General features: G+C 29.5%; 16 protein-coding genes. 13 read left to right on the top strand and 3 right to left on the bottom strand.

Translation table 11 applies throughout. The features are described 5' to 3' along the window. Positions 1-74: 74 nt before the first annotated feature. Positions 75-737: a hypothetical protein gene (locus ABDX67_RS09215; protein WP_347174722.1), complete on the bottom strand. Its 663-nt coding sequence runs from the start codon at positions 735-737 to the stop codon at positions 75-77. Positions 738-812: 75 nt separating this feature from the next. Here ABDX67_RS09215 and ligA point away from each other — a divergent pair, with 75 nt between their 5' ends. From ligA to ABDX67_RS09200, 3 genes are read left to right on the top strand one after another with little or no spacing between them, the layout of a single operon-like run. Further along, complete coding sequence (gene ligA / locus ABDX67_RS09210) at positions 813-2,810, top strand: NAD-dependent DNA ligase LigA (RefSeq protein ID WP_347174877.1); 1,998 nt, start codon at positions 813-815, stop codon at positions 2,808-2,810. Continuing rightward, the gene (locus tag ABDX67_RS09205) at positions 2,810-3,112 is read left to right on the top strand and encodes a hypothetical protein (RefSeq protein WP_347174721.1); all 303 of its coding nucleotides are present in this window, start codon (positions 2,810-2,812) and stop codon (positions 3,110-3,112) included. The genes ligA and ABDX67_RS09205 overlap by 1 nt, the downstream gene beginning before the upstream one ends. Positions 3,113-3,121: 9 nt before the next feature. Then, positions 3,122-3,784 (top strand): lysoplasmalogenase, encoded by a 663-nt coding sequence (locus ABDX67_RS09200; protein WP_347174720.1) that lies wholly within the window; start codon positions 3,122-3,124, stop codon positions 3,782-3,784. Positions 3,785-3,790: 6 nt separating this feature from the next. Here ABDX67_RS09200 and ABDX67_RS09195 read toward each other — a convergent pair whose 3' ends face one another. Both ABDX67_RS09195 and ABDX67_RS09190 read right to left on the bottom strand, forming a co-directional pair. Further along, on the bottom strand, positions 3,791-4,705 hold the full coding sequence (locus tag ABDX67_RS09195) for a bifunctional metallophosphatase/5'-nucleotidase (protein ID WP_347174719.1): 915 nt from the start codon (positions 4,703-4,705) through the stop codon (positions 3,791-3,793). Between the two features lie 3 nt (positions 4,706-4,708). Beyond that, complete coding sequence (locus ABDX67_RS09190; RefSeq protein ID WP_347174718.1) at positions 4,709-5,470, bottom strand: 5'-nucleotidase C-terminal domain-containing protein; 762 nt, start codon at positions 5,468-5,470, stop codon at positions 4,709-4,711. 56 nt (positions 5,471-5,526) lie between these two features. On the opposite strand from ABDX67_RS09190, the gene ABDX67_RS09185 reads away from it, so the two are divergent. The 10 genes from ABDX67_RS09185 to ABDX67_RS09140 all read left to right on the top strand — a co-directional run bounded on the left by ABDX67_RS09185 (position 5,527) and on the right by ABDX67_RS09140 (position 14,946). Continuing rightward, positions 5,527-6,045, top strand: a complete 519-nt coding sequence (locus tag ABDX67_RS09185; RefSeq protein WP_347174717.1) for a DUF6913 domain-containing protein — start codon at positions 5,527-5,529, stop codon at positions 6,043-6,045. Positions 6,046-6,176: 131 nt separating this feature from the next. Further along, positions 6,177-7,055: a 4-hydroxy-tetrahydrodipicolinate synthase gene (gene dapA / locus ABDX67_RS09180; RefSeq protein ID WP_347174716.1), complete on the top strand. Its 879-nt coding sequence runs from the start codon at positions 6,177-6,179 to the stop codon at positions 7,053-7,055. Positions 7,056-7,213: 158 nt separating this feature from the next. Beyond that, complete coding sequence (locus ABDX67_RS09175) at positions 7,214-8,029, top strand: outer membrane protein assembly factor BamD (RefSeq protein ID WP_347174715.1); 816 nt, start codon at positions 7,214-7,216, stop codon at positions 8,027-8,029. A 2-nt stretch (positions 8,030-8,031) separates the two neighbouring features. Beyond that, complete coding sequence (locus ABDX67_RS09170; RefSeq protein ID WP_347174714.1) at positions 8,032-8,352, top strand: DNA-directed RNA polymerase subunit omega; 321 nt, start codon at positions 8,032-8,034, stop codon at positions 8,350-8,352. Next, a complete protein-coding gene (gene coaBC, locus ABDX67_RS09165; protein WP_347174713.1) occupies positions 8,352-9,569 on the top strand; it encodes a bifunctional phosphopantothenoylcysteine decarboxylase/phosphopantothenate--cysteine ligase CoaBC in 1,218 nt (405 codons plus the stop codon). Before ABDX67_RS09170 ends, coaBC begins: the two co-directional genes overlap by 1 nt. Before the next feature lie 98 nt (positions 9,570-9,667). Further along, on the top strand, positions 9,668-10,561 hold the full coding sequence (gene porD / locus ABDX67_RS09160; protein ID WP_347174712.1) for a type IX secretion system protein PorD: 894 nt from the start codon (positions 9,668-9,670) through the stop codon (positions 10,559-10,561). A 25-nt stretch (positions 10,562-10,586) separates the two neighbouring features. Further along, entirely contained in the window at positions 10,587-12,239 is a 1,653-nt protein-coding gene (gene recN / locus ABDX67_RS09155; RefSeq protein WP_347174711.1) for a DNA repair protein RecN, read from the top strand. Positions 12,240-12,447: 208 nt separating this feature from the next. Continuing rightward, positions 12,448-13,551, top strand: a complete 1,104-nt coding sequence (locus tag ABDX67_RS09150; protein ID WP_347174710.1) for a T9SS type A sorting domain-containing protein — start codon at positions 12,448-12,450, stop codon at positions 13,549-13,551. A gap of 74 nt (positions 13,552-13,625) precedes the next feature. Beyond that, positions 13,626-13,988 carry a VOC family protein gene (locus tag ABDX67_RS09145; protein ID WP_347174709.1) on the top strand — a complete coding sequence of 121 codons (363 nt, stop codon included), beginning with the start codon at positions 13,626-13,628 and terminating at the stop codon, positions 13,986-13,988. Beyond that, positions 13,942-14,946 (top strand): glycosyltransferase family 2 protein, encoded by a 1,005-nt coding sequence (locus tag ABDX67_RS09140; RefSeq protein WP_347174708.1) that lies wholly within the window; start codon positions 13,942-13,944, stop codon positions 14,944-14,946. Before ABDX67_RS09145 ends, ABDX67_RS09140 begins: the two co-directional genes overlap by 47 nt. Positions 14,947-15,051: the final 105 nt, after the last annotated feature.

The raw sequence follows: 15,051 nt of genomic DNA, 5'->3' as shown, positions 1-15,051 counted from the left end.
TTTTATAATCTGAAGTGTAAATTTCTAAGTGTGTTTTTCATCAATAGAAATAAGAAAAATAAAATTTAACGAAACTATTCCTTTTCAAAAAAGACAATCTTAGCTTCAAATTCTTCAGCTAAAAACTCGTCTTTGCTCATCCAATAATCAGAAGTAATCATTTTATAAGTTGTATCGTTTTTTTGTAACTCCCAAATAACATCATTTGCTTCTTCAAAAGCATCCTTAGCGTTTAATTGATTTCCAAACAAGCGTTTTAAAACATTGTGATTATCTAAATTTTGAGCAAAACATTTTAACACAATTTCGTTGGTAATAGTTGTATCTGCATTTGCCAAAGGTTTTATTTCAAAATCTACAATAGTTGCTTTTGTATTAGGAAACTTTCCGTTAAATGCTTTGTAAAGTAATTGATTAACGCAAAAAAGTGTTTTGTGTAAACTAATTTCAGGATATTCTTCAGAAATCTTATCAACTAACATTTCATAAGAAACCGAATCAATTTGTCTTTCATTTAAATGGTTAGATAGTTTATAATTTAATACAATTGCGGCAGCTTCATTTGGCTCTCTATCAGAAATTGCCATAAAAAGTAATTCTCTTAATTCGTTTATATCATTCACATCATCGTTAGCGAAATCAAATTGTTCTAACAATTGTTTATAATCTTGAATACTCCAAGAGTTTTCAAGGTCATCAACTGTAGAAATTTTGTGTATTTTTATAGCGTATTTCATTTTTTTAAATCATTTTTGAATGAATATAAAGTATACGAAATATCATTACCAAAAACAAGTTTTATTATAGATAATATGACCGCTCAAGAAAGAATATATTTACTTCGCGAAGAGTTAAATTTGCACACGTATAACTACTATGTATTAGACAATGCAACGATTTCTGATTTTGAATTTGATATCAAATTAAAAGAATTAGAAAAATTAGAAGAAGAAAATCCGCAGTTTTTTGATGCCAATTCACCTACGCAAAGAGTTGGCGGAGAAATTACTAAAAACTTTGAAACGGTGACGCATAAAAACCGAATGTATTCGTTGGATAACTCGTACTCTAAAGAAGATTTGTTAGATTGGGAAAAACGCATTCAAAAAATGTTAGGAACCGATGAAATTGAATATACTTGCGAATTAAAATATGATGGTGCTTCCATCAACCTAACTTTTGAAAATGGTCAATTTGTAAAGGCAGTAACGCGTGGCGATGGTTTTCAAGGCGATGATGTTACTACAAATATCAGAACTATAAAATCAATTCCGTTATCAATTAAAAAAGACTTTGCCCAAGATTTTGAAATGCGTGGAGAAATTATTTTACCATTAGATGGTTTTAATAAAATGAACGAAGAACGTGTAGAAAACGGAGAAGAAGAATATAAAAACCCACGAAATACAGCAAGCGGAAGTTTAAAATTACAAGATAGCGCAGAAGTAGCAAAACGTCCTTTAGATTGTTTGTTGTATCAAATTGTAACTTCAGAACGCAAATACAAAACACATTTTGAAAGTTTAGAAAATGCTAGAAAAGTTGGTTTTAAAGTTCCAGAAACAATGGCTTTAGCAAAAAGTATTGATAAGGTTTTTAGTTTTGTAAATTATTGGGATACCAAACGTCATCAATTGCCTTACGAAACGGACGGCGTTGTTATTAAAGTAAATAATTTACAACAACAAGAAGAATTAGGTTACACTGCAAAAGCGCCACGTTGGGCAATTGCATACAAATTTAAAGCAGAACAAGTTTCTACAATTTTACATGAAATAACCTATCAAGTTGGTAGAACCGGAGCGATTACTCCGGTTGCAAATTTAGAACCAGTGCAATTAGCAGGAACAATTGTAAAACGTGCTTCGTTGCACAATGCAGATCAAATAGAAAAGTTAGATATTAGAATTAATGATACTGTTTTTGTTGAAAAAGGTGGAGAAATTATTCCGAAAATTATTGCGGTAGATTTCACAAAACGTTCGCAAAATTCTGAACCAACAAAGTACGCAACGCATTGTCCTGAATGCAATACAGCATTGGTAAGAACCGAAGGAGATGCAAAGCATTATTGTCCGAATGAGTTTGGTTGTGCACCACAAATTACAGGGAGAATTCAGCATTTTATCAGTAGAAAAGCTATGGATATTGATGGTTTGGGTGGAGAAACTGTTGATTTATTGCGTAAAGAAGGATTGATAGAAAATTATGCTGATTTGTATGATTTAAAAGTTGAGCAAATTATTCCGTTGGAAAGAATGGCAGAAAAATCTGCTCAAAATATGATTGAAGGAATTGAAAAATCAAAACAGATTCCGTTTGAAAAAGTACTGTTTGCATTGGGAATTAGATTTGTTGGAGAAACCGTTGCAAAAAAATTGGCAAAACATTTTAAATCTATTGACAATTTAATGGCAGCTGATTTTGAAACTTTAATTGCTGTGGATGAAATTGGTGATAGAATTGCACAAAGTATTATCGATTTTTCTAATGATTTAGGAAATATTCAATTGATTAATAGATTGAAATCTTACGGAGTGCAATTAGAAGTATCTGCAGAAAGTTTAGAGAATCAAACAGATAAATTAAGCGGAAAAGTGTTTGTAGTTTCTGGAATTTTTCATCAATTATCTAGAAACGAATTGAAAAAAGCTATAGAAGATAATGGCGGAAAAGTAAGTTCATCGATTTCTAAAAAAACAGATTTTATTGTTGCCGGAGATAATATGGGGCCAAGTAAAAAAACAAAAGCAGAAGATTTAGGTGTTGCAATTATTTCTGAACAAGATTTTATAAACTTAATTAATTAATGATGATAAAAGAAAAAACACATGTAGATACTGCTTTAAGATACACAATCTTACAACTTTTGTTTTTGGTTTTAGGTTTGTTAATTGTGTATATTCTTCCTGTTTTTTTTATTGTTATTCCGTTAATTCCACTACTTTTTATATCATATGTTTGCGGAATTATTAGTGTAATTTATATTATTAAAGGAAGAAAAGAATCATCAACAAATAAAAAATGGATTAGCATCATAATAACTTCTTTTGTGTTAATTGCATTAACTATTTTAGCAATTTATACGATTCAAAACCAAACAATTTTTTAATTAGTTATTATGAGCAATCAAACAAAAATAATTATTCCAACAGTATTGTTTTTTATTGCTGTAATTGCAGATATTTGGGGAATTATTACCGTAAATGAAACGATGAAAACGATTGCAAAACCAATGTTGTTAACTTTGTTAGCACTTGTGTATTTAGCATCCGTTAAAAAACCCATTTTTTGGTATGTTTTAGGTATGTTTTTTAGTTTTGTTGGCGATGTGCTGTTGATGTTTAAAGGCGCTAACTTTTTTATGTTTGGACTTTCTGCTTTCTTGTTTGCGCATGTTGTTTATATAAAGGTTGTAGCAGGTTTTTTGCCTAACAATTTAAGTACAAAAAAGATTTCTTCTGCCTTTCCGTTTGTTATTTTCTTCGGAATTTTAATGTATTTAATTTTTCCGAATTTAGGTGGATTGTTAATTCCTGTTGTAGTTTACGGAATTGTAATTTCTACTTTTGGAGCTGTAGCATTATTGAATTATAGAAGCGAGAAATCAACAGAAAATTTATGGTTATGCATTGGCGCAATTTTATTTATTTTATCAGATAGTTTAATTGCGTTAAATAAATTTTACGAACCAAATGAGATTTACGGAATTGCTATTATGGTTACTTATATTTTAGCACAATTTTTAATCTGTAAAGCTATGATTGTAAAGACAAATTTTTAAAGTTTTTTAAACCAGAATGCTTTTTCCTTTAGTAGTTACGTTTTTTTCTTCATCAAAAAAGAAATCAATTCGCCCAACATTTATACCGTAGCAACCAACTTGATTTACCAACATATTTTGGTCATCAGCATTTTTTATAATTGTTGGTTTTGGTAAAAATGTATGAGAATGGCCACCAATAATTAAGTCGATATTTTTTGTTGCTTTTGCCAAATTTAAATCAGAAATAATTTTAGGATTTCTTCTGTTGTAATATCCAATATGTGATAAGCAAATTACCAAATCGCATTGTTGTTCTTCTTTTAAAATTCTACTCATATCTTGAGAAACTTCTATAGGATCTAAATACTTGGTTTCTTTATACATTTTTGGATGAACCAAGCCTTCTAGCTTAATTCCTAAACCAAAAATTCCGATTTTAATTCCGTCTTTTTTAAAGATTTGATACGGTTTTACGTGCGTATCTAAAACGGTGTTTTTAAAATCGTAATTGGCAGAAACAAAATTAAAATTTGCGTTTGGTAATTGTTTATACAAACCTTCAATAGAATTATCAAAATCATGATTTCCAATTGTTGCCAAATCATATTTTAACATACTCATTAGCTTAAATTCTAATTCGCCACCAAAATAATTGAAGTACGGAGTTCCTTGAAAAATATCACCAGCGTCTAATAATAATGTATTCGGATTTTCTTTTCTGATATTTTCTATTAATGTTGCTCTTCTTGCAACACCACCTTTATTTGCGTATCTATAATGTGTTGCTTCAAAAGGTTCTACATGACTGTGCGTATCGTTAGTGTGTAAAATGGTAATATGTTTTTTCTTTTTTGTTGTAAAAGAAGGCAATGTTAATCCGCCAATTGCTGTTAAAGAAGCTGCTGCTGTTGTTTGTTGTAAAAATTTTCTTCTATCCATTTTTTATTTTCTTTTAAAACGATTGTCTAAAACAGTTTTTATAGTATCTACACTTTTAAAATAATCTACAATTGCATCACGCATTTTGTAATTTTGTTTGTACAAGTTTTTTGGGTTTTTAAAAAAGTTCATACTATCGCCACCACTTTGTAAATAATCTGTTGTTAACACATAATAACTTTTATTTTTGTCAAACTTTTTTCCTTGTATAAAAAACTCATATCCGTTCTTAGTAATTGTTAATTGAATGTGTTTAGATAAAGGATGCGCCGTTTTTTTTGTGATTAAATAGTTGATAAGTTCTACTATTTTATCACCAGTTAACTCAACAACAACAAACATATTATCAAAAGGCATCAACTCAAAAGCATGTTTATTTGTAATATTTCCTGCAGGAATTCCAGCTCTAATTCCGCCATAATTAAACATCGAAAAGTCGATGTTTTTTTCTGTTTCTTTATAAAATATTGGATTTGCTCTTTCGTATGATAAATCTGCTATTAAATTTCCTAAACTGCTTTCTAAATCGCCATCAGTTCTAACAATATCTTTTGTTGTATACGATATTTTAGTATTTATTTCTTTAATCATTTTCTCTTTGTAGGGAGCAATTGTTTTGGTGATGTTGCTAACAGGAACTAAGCTAGAGTCAATTGCAATAGTGTTTGCAGTTATTTTTGTAACTACATACTTTTCTTTTTTACATGAAAAAAATAAAAAGCTTAAAAAAAATACAAAAGCAATTCTTTTAAATGTTGTGCGCATGTTTTTTTAGTTAAATTTGTAAGAAACGAATATACAATTTTAGAATATAGAATTTTATGGCCTTCGGGAAATTTAAACAGAAATCTTTATTAAAGAAGTTTAAAAAGGAATTAAACTTAATTCCAGAAACGAGAACGCCTAATTCTAAAGAAATCCATTCTGTAGCAATTTTAACGAACAACAAGTTGTATGAAGAAATTGATATTTCAGAACATGTAAAAAGTAGGATAGAATCTGTTAGAAATGTTCACATTTACAGTTATAGAGCATTTAAAAAATCTGATCCAATTACATACAAACACTTCACAGAAAAAGATATTGATTGGAACGGTAAGATAAAAGATGCTAGTTTAGAGAGTTTTTTAGATAACCCATTTGATTTGTTAATTGGGTATTTTGATACTAATAATTTGTACTTAGAATATTGTGCATTAAAATCTAAAGCAACTTTTAAAATCGGTTTTTCTAAAGTAAATGATAAAATATTTGACTTAGTTGTTACTGAAGACCCAAAAAATATAGATAGTTTTATTGATGTTATTAAAAAATATTTAGAATTACTACATAAAATATAACAATCAGTTTTAAATTTAACAACTTCATGTAAATCAGTTATATTTCCTTTTATCAAGTATTTTATAACGAATAATTAACTGAATCTTATATTGAAAACTATAAATTTGCCCAATATTTAAAAACCTAAAAAATGCAAAAATTTGTTGGTACAGGTGTTGCTTTAGTAACGCCATTTAATTCAGATAAAACAGTTGATTTTAATGCGCTTAAAAAATTAGTAGCTTTTAATGTTGATAGCGGAATAAATTATCTTGTAATTAACGGTACAACTGGCGAAAGTGTAACAATTACATCCGAAGAAAAGAAAGAAATCATCAGTGTTATTGCCAACGTAAACAAGAAAAGAGTTCCGTTAGTTTTAGGAATTGGCGGCAACAATACTACCAATGTTATTAACGAATTAAAAACGGCAGATTTATCTCAAATTGATGCCATTTTATCGGTTGCACCATATTATAGCAAGCCAACTCAAGAAGGCTTTTATCAGCATTTTAAAGCAATCGCTTTAGCAAGTCCAAAGCCAATTATTTTATACAATGTTCCTGGTAGAACAGCAAGAAATATGGAACCAGCAACAACAATTCGTTTGGCCAATGATTTTGAAAATATAATTGCAGTAAAAGAAGCAGGAAATAATGTGCAGCAATATTTAGAATTGATTAAAAATAAACCAAACGATTTTTTAATTATTTCTGGTGATGATGATTTAGCATTGCCAGTTGTTTTAGCTGGTGCTTCTGGAGTTATTTCTGTAATCGGACAAGCTTATCCAAAAGAGTTTTCTACACTAATTAATTTAGGATTAAAAGGTGAAAATAAAGAAGCATTTGAAATTCATTTTAAACTAATGGAAATTATTAATTTAATCTTTGCAGAAAACAATCCGGCAGGAATAAAAACAGTTTTAAAAGAGTTAAAAATTACTACAGACGAAGTTCGTTTACCTTTAGTGAAAACTACAGCTAAGAATCAAGAAAAAATCGCTAATTTTGTAGCAAGTTTTTCTTGAAGATAATATCAAATTTATGAAGTTAACATTAACAAACTTTTAGTAAAAATATAAGAATCATTTAAGGGTTTTTATACTTAATTGCGCCTAACAATTTTACTGTGTAAAAATCGTTTTAATAATCCATAATTAATCACTAATTTTGCCAAATGTTTAGAATGAAGAATTTAATATATATTGCTTTTGTAGGATTGCTCTTTACGTCTTGTAGTGAGTATCAAAAAGTATTGAATAAAGGTACGGTAGAGCAGCAATATGCGATGGCGACAAAAATGTATGAAGCAAAAAAATTCAATAAAGCTTTAGATTTATTTGAGAAAATAACGCCAACTTACAGAGGTAAACCACAAATGGAAAGAATTCAATTTATGGTTGCCCAATCTAATTTTAATACTAAAAATTACGATTTAGCAGGTTATTATTATCAAAGGTTTACTCAAAATTATCCTAAAAGTTCTAAGAAAGAAGAAGCAGCATTTTTATCTGCGTATAGTTATAAATTAGCTTCGCCAGTTTTTAGTTTAGATCCAAGAGATACTCATAAAGCATTAGATGCTTTTCAAACATTTATTGAAACGTATCCAGATTCTGAAAGAATACCAGAAGCAAATAAATATTATCAAGAGATAAGATATAAACTGCAAAAGAAAGCTTTTGAAATTGCAAAAGTATATTATACAACTGCAGATTACGATCCTGGTAGAAATTATACGGCAGCAATTCAGGCATTTGATAATTTATTGGAAGAGTATTTAGGATCAGATTTTAAAGAAGAAGCATTATATTACAGACTTAAAGCATCGCACGATTTAGCGTTAAAAAGTTCTGTTAGAAAAAAAGAAGGAAGAATTAAAGATGCAATAAAAGCATACGAAAAGTTAAAAAGAAACTTTCCTAAAACTAAATATTTAGAAGATTCTAATAAAATGTTAGCCACTTTAGAGAAAGAACAAAAACAATTAATAAAAAGTTAAGAATGGATTATAAAGAAACCAATGCACCTGTAACAACAATTACGTACAATAAAGATGCTATTGAAGCTCCAACAGAAAATATTTATAAAGCTATAAATATTATTGCAAAAAGAGCAACTCAAATTAATGCAGATTTAAAGACAGAATTGTTAGATAAGTTAGATGAATTTGCTACTTACAATGATAGTTTAGAAGAAGTTTTTGAAAACAAAGAGCAAATTGAAGTTTCTAAATTCTACGAAAAATTACCAAAAGCTACTGCAATTGCTATAGAGGAATGGTTAGAAGGTAGAGTTTATTATAGAACTCCTGAAACAGAGTAATGTCTATTTTAAGCGGTAAAAAAGTTTTACTAGCAATTAGTGCTGGTATTGCCGCTTATAAAACGGCCAATTTGGTTCGTTTATTTATAAAATCTGACGCAGAAGTAAAGGTCGTTATGACACCTGCGTCAAAAGATTTTATCACTCCGCTTACACTTTCCACACTTTCTAAAAATCCAGTTTCATCTACTTTTTATGATAAAGAAGAGGAGAATGAAATGTGGAACAATCATGTAGATTTAGGTCTTTGGGCAGATATAATGTTGGTTGCGCCTGCAACAGCAAACACATTGTCTAAAATGGCAAATGGAACTTGCGATAATTTAGTATTAGCAACGTATTTGTCAGCTAAATGTCCAGTTTATTTTGCTCCTGCAATGGATTTAGACATGTATCAACATCCATCAACAAAAAATTCTTTAGAAAAATTACAAAGTTTTGATAATATTTTAATTCCAGCTACAAGTGGCGAGTTAGCGAGTGGTTTGGTTGGTGAAGGAAGAATGGCAGAACCAGAAGACATTATTTCTTTTATAGAAAATGATATTGTATCTAAACTTCCATTAAAAGGGAAAAAAGTATTAATTACTGCTGGCCCAACTTATGAAGCAATTGATCCAGTTCGTTTTATTGGAAATCATTCTAGCGGTAAAATGGGGTTTGAAATAGCAAAAGCAGCTGCAAATTTAGGCGCAGAAGTTGTTTTAATTTCTGGTCCATCAAATCAACAAGTCCAACATTCATTTATCAACAGAATAAATGTTACTTCAGCATCAGAAATGTATGATGCCGTTCATAAAGAGTTTGCAAATGTTGATATTGCAATTTTATCTGCTGCCGTTGCAGATTATAAACCAAAAAATGTTGCAACTCAGAAAATAAAAAAGACAGCTAATTCGTTAGAGATTCAGTTAGCACCAACAAAAGATATTTTAGCTTCTTTAGGAGCTATTAAAAAACATCAATTTTTAGTTGGATTTGCTTTAGAAACAAATAACGAAATTGAAAATGCAAAAGGAAAATTACAGCGAAAAAATTTAGATTTAATTGTCTTAAATTCCTTGCAGGATAAAGGTGCAGGATTTGCAAAAAGCACCAATAAAGTAACTATTATTGACTCTGATTTAAGTGAAACTCCATTTGAATTAAAATCAAAATCTGAAGTTGCAAACGATATTATAAATGAAGTATTAAAAAAGATGTTTAACAAATGTTGATGTCTCCTCGAGCGGAGTCGAGAGGTTTAAAAATGAGGTCTCGCATCTCGACTCCGCTCGATATGACAAGCTCGATCAAACATTATCGAATATAATATATGCGTACATTTTTCCTTTTTCTTTTAGGCTTTGTTTCTGTCCTTACTACTAATGCACAAGAATTAAATGCATTAGTAACTGTAAATTCTGATCAAATCCCTGGATCAAATAAACAGGTTTTTACAACACTTCAAACTTCACTTACAGAGTTTATCAATCAAAAAAAGTGGACAAACAAGAATTTTAAGTCACAAGAAAGAATAAGCAGTGCATTTACAATTACGATTAACAAACAAGTAAGTACTAACCGTTTTGAAGCTAGTATTCAAATTCAGGCAGCTAGACCTGTTTATGGAACTTCATACACAACGCCAATCATAAATATCAACGATTTAGATTTTAATTTTAAATACGATGAATTTCAGCCATTTAATTATAATGAAACGGTATTTGAATCTAATTTAATTTCTACAATTGTGTTTTATGTTCATATCATTTTAGGAGTTGATGCTGATACTTTTAAATTAAACGGAGGAAATTCTTATTATCAAAAAGCAAAAAATGTGTTATTATTAGCGCAACAAAGTGGAGGTTCTGGTTGGGCTGATGAAGTTGGTAAACAAAACCGTTACTCACTAATAGATAATTTAACTTCTGCTAAATTAACAGGATTTAAAAATGTTTTATATACGTATCACAGACTTGGTATGGATGTTTTTTCTAAAGATAAAAACAATGCTAAATCAACGATAGAAAGTGCGGTTTTACAATTAGAACAATTGCATAATGTAGCAATTGGGAATCCTATTATTCGATTTTTTTTAGATGCTAAGGCAGATGAAATTGCAACTATTTTTTCTGACGGACCAAGAACTAGCAATGCTTCTAAAATGCAAAAATTGCTACAAAGAATTTCTCCAACAAATAACGATAAGTGGCAAAAAATTAAGTAATTTTATCTTTTAAAATTAGTTGAATTTGTTAACATCACTTTCCATACAAAATTACGCATTAATCAATCAGTTGTCAATTGACTTTAATAATGGTTTGTCTATTATTACTGGAGAAACTGGTGCAGGAAAATCTATTTTGTTAGGCGCTTTAGGTTTGGTTTTGGGAAACAGAGCAGATACTTCTACTTTAAAAGACACTTCTAAAAAATGTGTGGTTGAAGCTCATTTGGCAATTTCTAATTACAATTTAGAAGATTTTTTCACTTCTGTTGATTTAGATTACGAAGCACAAACAATTATTAGAAGAGAAATTTTACCTTCAGGGAAATCACGTGCTTTTGTTAACGATACACCTGTAAAGTTGTCGGTTTTAAACGAATTAAAATCAAAATTGATTGATGTACATTCTCAACATCAAACATTAGAATTATCAGATGCTGGTTTTCAGTTTCATATTTTAGATGCTTTGGCTAAAAACGGACAGAAATTAGCTTCTTATCAACGTGGATTAAAACAACTAAATTTTTATCAAAAGGAGTTACAAGAATTAGAAGCACAACAACGTGAGGCAAATCAACAATACGATTATAATTTACATTTATTTAACGAGTTAACTGAAGCTAATTTAATAGCTGATGAACAATTAGAATTAGAAGAGAAATTAGAAAAATTAAATAATGTAGAAGAAATTGAGTTAAACTTATCGGAAGCGGTACATATTGCTTCTGCTGATGAAATTGGGATTCAGACATTGCTAAATACGTTGGAAAACAGATTGCAGAAAATTGCGCCATTTTCTAAAGAATACGAAGAAATTTCTAACAGAATTACAAGTGTAAAAATTGAATTGGACGATATTATTTCTGAACTTGAGGACGCAACTGAATCAATAGATTCTAATCCGAATGAGTTAGAAAAACTAAACGACAGATTGCAATTAATTTATAATTTACAAAAGAAACATTACGTTAATTCTATTCCAGAATTGTTAGAAATTCAAGAAGTTTTATCTATAAAAGTAGATCAAGTAGAAAATGCGGAAGAAATCATCAATCAAAAGCAACAACAAATAAATGAGGTTTCAACGAAATTAGACGAAGTAGCTAATTTGATTTCTTCTGCTAGAAAAAAAATAATTCCGAATTTGAAAAAGGAATTAGAATATTTATTGTCAGAACTTGGAATGCCCGAAGCACGTTTTTCAATTGATATATCAAAATCAGATTCTTTTTTATCAAACGGAAAAGACAAACTAAACTTTTTGTTTTCTGCTAATAAAGGCGGCAGTTTTGGAGAACTTAAAAAAGTAGCTTCTGGTGGTGAATTGTCTCGAATTATGCTAGCAATCAAAAAAATATTATCAGATAATACACAACTACCAACTATTATTTTTGATGAAATTGATACAGGTGTTTCTGGAGAAATTTCTAATAAAATTGCTAAAATTATGCAGCAAATGTCTACGCAAATGCAAGTAATTACCATTACACATTTACCACAAATTGCTGCAAAAGGAAATCAACACTACAAAGTGTTTAAAGAAGATGTTGCAGGTGTAACTACAACCAACTTAAAACAATTATCAGAAGACGAGCGTATTGTAGAAATTGCAGAAATGTTAAGTGGAAAAGACATTTCAGATTCTGCAATTACACACGCAAAAGAATTATTGAATTAAATAGTATTCTAAAGATTTTTATTTTTCAATCAAAATCACATCATTTTTATTAAGTCAAATACTAGATGCATTTGTCAAAATTAAATACGTTTATAAGTATTTGTTTATTTATATCTGATATAAATTAGTGTATCAAGTTTAAAAGTGTTTGTTTTTGTTGTTGATATTCAGTAATTTAATCGTAACAAATATTTAAAATAGATTAATTATGAAAAAAAAACTACTCTCACTCATTTTCTTCTTCGTAGTAGGAATGAGTTATTCTCAAACATTAAATCAACCTGCTAATTGGCCAAATGCTAATTGGACCGTTACTGGTACTTTTACAGCAGCTGGATTATTATCAAATCCAACAACAGGAGCGCAATTTAAGTTTGATGATAATGCCGTTAATTCTGGATCGGATAATAATGATATTGCTGCCGAATCTCCTGTAATAAATTTAAAACCAGCATTTGACAATGGGGAAATAGCTGTTGAAATTAAGTTTAACATATCTTATCGAATAGAGAATACGGAAACGCTAATGGTTCAGTATTATGATGCAGATGCTGCAAGTTGGGTAACACCCACTGATGCTACAGCGCCAGTTAATAACGATACCAGTAATGCATATAAATCATGTACTTTAGGTGAAGATTCTAATGCAGAAATAGCAATAAACATTTCATCTTTTACAACAAATCAGCTGCAAAATTTTAAATACAGATTGGTTTATGATGATAATGACACAAATGGTTGGGGTTTTTGTGCTACTTCACCAACAATTACTTCTTTTAAATGTTCAACTTCAACTAATTTAGGTGCTAGCAACTTAGGAGAACATTCTGCAGATTTAACATGGTCGTCAACTAATACTAGTGACACCGAATGGGTTGTTGAATATGGAACTCAAGGATTTACTTTAGGAACTGGGACAAAAACAGGACAAACAAACCAAAAATCTATATCGATAGGAAATTTAAATCCAAATACTTCATATGATTTTTATGTTCAAGACAAATGTAAAAGAAGTATTGATAGTGATTGGGCAGGACCATTTAATTTTACGACTAAAGTTTTAAGTATAGAAGAAAATTCTATAGAAGGTTTTAAATTATTTCCGAATCCAACAAAAAACATATTGCAATTAGATGCTCAAGAAAAAATTAAAGAAATTGCAGTTTACAATATATTGGGGCAACAAGTTCTTCTTAAATATCCTGATAACAAGTTGTTTAATCTTGATGTTTCTTCATTAAATTCAGGATTATATGTGTTGAAAATAAAAGTTGCAGATAAATTAGGTTCTTATAGATTAATCAAAGAATAATGAATTTTAATATTTAAAAAAAATGCAAATCGATTCGATTTGCATTTTTTGTTTACATTAGCAAAAAACGAAAAATGTTAGGACTTAGAACAACAATTTATAAAGTTTCTGATTTGCAAAAAGCAAAAGAATGGTATTCGAAAGCTTTTGAAACGAAAGCCTATTTTGAAGAAGTTTTTTATGTTGGATTTTCAATTCAAGGATATGAACTAGGATTGTTGCCAGAAGAAAAAAAAAATAAAAAATCTGATAATGTACTAAGTTATTGGGGAACTGAAAAAATAGAAGAAACATATAACAGATTTATAAAACTAGGAGCAACAGAACACGAGAAACCTAATAATGTTGGTGGAGAACTAATGGTTGCTTCTGTTAGAGACCCTTGGAATAATGTTATTGGATTTATTTACAATCCGTACTTTAAACTCCCAGAATAATTTGAACCTAAACTTTTCCATAATAATACCAGTGTATAATCGTCCTAATGAGATCGACGAATTGTTAAAAAGTCTTACTAAACAAGATTTTACAGATGATTTTGAAGTGTTGATTATAGAAGATGGTTCGACAGAAAGAAGTGAAAGTATTGTAGAAAACTATAAATCAAAACTTAATTTAAAATACTTCTTTAAAGAAAATAGTGGAGCAGGAGCAAGCCGTAATTTCGGAATGGAAAACGCAAATGGAAATTATTTTATCATTTTAGATTCTGATGTCATCGTTCCAAAACAATATCTATCAGAAGTAAAAAAAGGATTAGAATATAATTTTACAGATGCTTTTGGTGGTCCAGATGCTGCACATAAAAGTTTTACTTCGTTGCAAAAAGCCATTAATTACTCTATGACTTCTGTGTTGACAACTGGCGGAATTCGTGGTAAGAAAAATGCTATAGGGAAATTTCAACCTAGAAGTTTTAACTTAGGATTATCGAAAATTGCTTTTGAAAAAACCAATGGCTTTGCAGAATTAAAAGTCGGAGAAGATATTGATTTGACATTTCGTTTGTGGGAAAACGGGTTAAAAACCCAATTGATAGAAAAAGCATTTGTGTATCACAAACGTAGAAGTACAATAAAGCAATTTTTTAAGCAAACTTTTGCTTTTGGTACAGCAAGACCACAATTAAATAAACGGTATCCAGAAACTGCAAAAATTACGTATTGGTTTCCTTCTTTATTTATTATTGGGTTTGACATCAGTTGTATTGCTGCATTATTTGGATATTGGCAACTCATTGCATTCTATGGGTTCTATTTTATTTTGATATGCTTAGGTTCCTTATTTCAAAATAAAAACTTTGTTGTTGCTTTTTTAAGTATAATTACCACTTTTACCCAACATTTGGGGTATGGATTGGGGTTTTTGGAATCTAAGTTTTTAAAGAAAAATTGATGATTTGTCATTCCTGCGTAGGCAGGAATTCAAACAAACTACATATAGATTCCTGTTTTCACAGGAATGACATTTTGTTTTGAAAAATTAAAACATTCTGTCATA

Source organism: Polaribacter uvawellassae (assembly GCF_039748955.1).
In the GTDB taxonomy this organism is placed as follows: domain Bacteria; phylum Bacteroidota; class Bacteroidia; order Flavobacteriales; family Flavobacteriaceae; genus Polaribacter; species Polaribacter uvawellassae.
This window is presented reverse-complemented; position numbering and strand designations above follow the sequence as displayed.

Excerpts from the sequence above, each read along its gene's own strand:
- ligA (WP_347174877.1), top strand. The coding sequence starts at position 813 with ATGACCGCTCAAGAAAGAATATATTTACTTCGCGAAGAGTTAAATTTG.
- ABDX67_RS09200 (WP_347174720.1), top strand. The coding sequence starts at position 3,122 with ATGAGCAATCAAACAAAAATAATTATTCCAACAGTATTGTTTTTTATT.
- porD (WP_347174712.1), top strand. The coding sequence starts at position 9,668 with ATGCGTACATTTTTCCTTTTTCTTTTAGGCTTTGTTTCTGTCCTTACT.
- ABDX67_RS09190 (WP_347174718.1), bottom strand. The coding sequence starts at position 5,470 with ATGCGCACAACATTTAAAAGAATTGCTTTTGTATTTTTTTTAAGCTTT.
- ABDX67_RS09215 (WP_347174722.1), bottom strand. The coding sequence starts at position 737 with ATGAAATACGCTATAAAAATACACAAAATTTCTACAGTTGATGACCTT.
- ABDX67_RS09175 (WP_347174715.1), top strand. The coding sequence starts at position 7,214 with ATGAAGAATTTAATATATATTGCTTTTGTAGGATTGCTCTTTACGTCT.
- ABDX67_RS09170 (WP_347174714.1), top strand. The coding sequence starts at position 8,032 with ATGGATTATAAAGAAACCAATGCACCTGTAACAACAATTACGTACAAT.
- coaBC (WP_347174713.1), top strand. The coding sequence starts at position 8,352 with ATGTCTATTTTAAGCGGTAAAAAAGTTTTACTAGCAATTAGTGCTGGT.
- ABDX67_RS09205 (WP_347174721.1), top strand. The coding sequence starts at position 2,810 with ATGATGATAAAAGAAAAAACACATGTAGATACTGCTTTAAGATACACA.
- dapA (WP_347174716.1), top strand. The coding sequence starts at position 6,177 with ATGCAAAAATTTGTTGGTACAGGTGTTGCTTTAGTAACGCCATTTAAT.
- ABDX67_RS09195 (WP_347174719.1), bottom strand. The coding sequence starts at position 4,705 with ATGGATAGAAGAAAATTTTTACAACAAACAACAGCAGCAGCTTCTTTA.
- ABDX67_RS09185 (WP_347174717.1), top strand. The coding sequence starts at position 5,527 with ATGGCCTTCGGGAAATTTAAACAGAAATCTTTATTAAAGAAGTTTAAA.
- ABDX67_RS09140 (WP_347174708.1), top strand. The coding sequence starts at position 13,942 with ATGTTATTGGATTTATTTACAATCCGTACTTTAAACTCCCAGAATAAT.
- ABDX67_RS09145 (WP_347174709.1), top strand. The coding sequence starts at position 13,626 with ATGTTAGGACTTAGAACAACAATTTATAAAGTTTCTGATTTGCAAAAA.
- ABDX67_RS09150 (WP_347174710.1), top strand. The coding sequence starts at position 12,448 with ATGAAAAAAAAACTACTCTCACTCATTTTCTTCTTCGTAGTAGGAATG.